Origin of the sequence: Vibrio sp. HI00D65, from assembly GCF_001635455.1 — a bacterium.
In the GTDB taxonomy this organism is placed as follows: Bacteria; Pseudomonadota; Gammaproteobacteria; order Enterobacterales; family Vibrionaceae; genus Vibrio.
Genome location: NZ_LWEH01000034.1, coordinates 1 through 360 on the forward strand (window position 1 = coordinate 1; position 360 = coordinate 360).

1 pseudogene is annotated in these 360 nt (G+C 46.1%); it reads right to left on the minus strand.

Annotated features, from left to right (window positions below):
• Positions 1–359 (minus strand): annotated as a pseudogene (locus tag A3712_RS06350) (phosphate ABC transporter permease PstA); the annotation flags it as partial.
• Position 360 lies beyond the last annotated feature (1 nt).

The following is a 360-nucleotide window of genomic DNA, read 5'->3' on the forward strand; positions in this document are numbered from 1 at the left end:
TCCAATAGGTTCACATCTAGAATCGAGACAAAATCAGCAGGATAGAGTTCTCTATTCGCCACCTTGATGCTCAAACGTTGTATCAGCCCTGTAGCAATGTTTTGGGGTGATAGTAGATCGTGAGCTTGCGGAACTTGCTCTATTGGAATGTATTTGCGTTCATACAGCTGACCGATCAACACATCTTTTTGAGAGACGGTTTCATCAAGATCAACGACCAGAGACAGATCTTTAGAATCGACTTGCCACTGATACAAAGGCGCAGGCCAAAAGTAGGTCAGCCCTTTCCAGCCAATCAAGAGCATCAACCCCAGAACCGAAAGCATACTGATGCTCACTGCCCCACCAGTTAGCCAGATC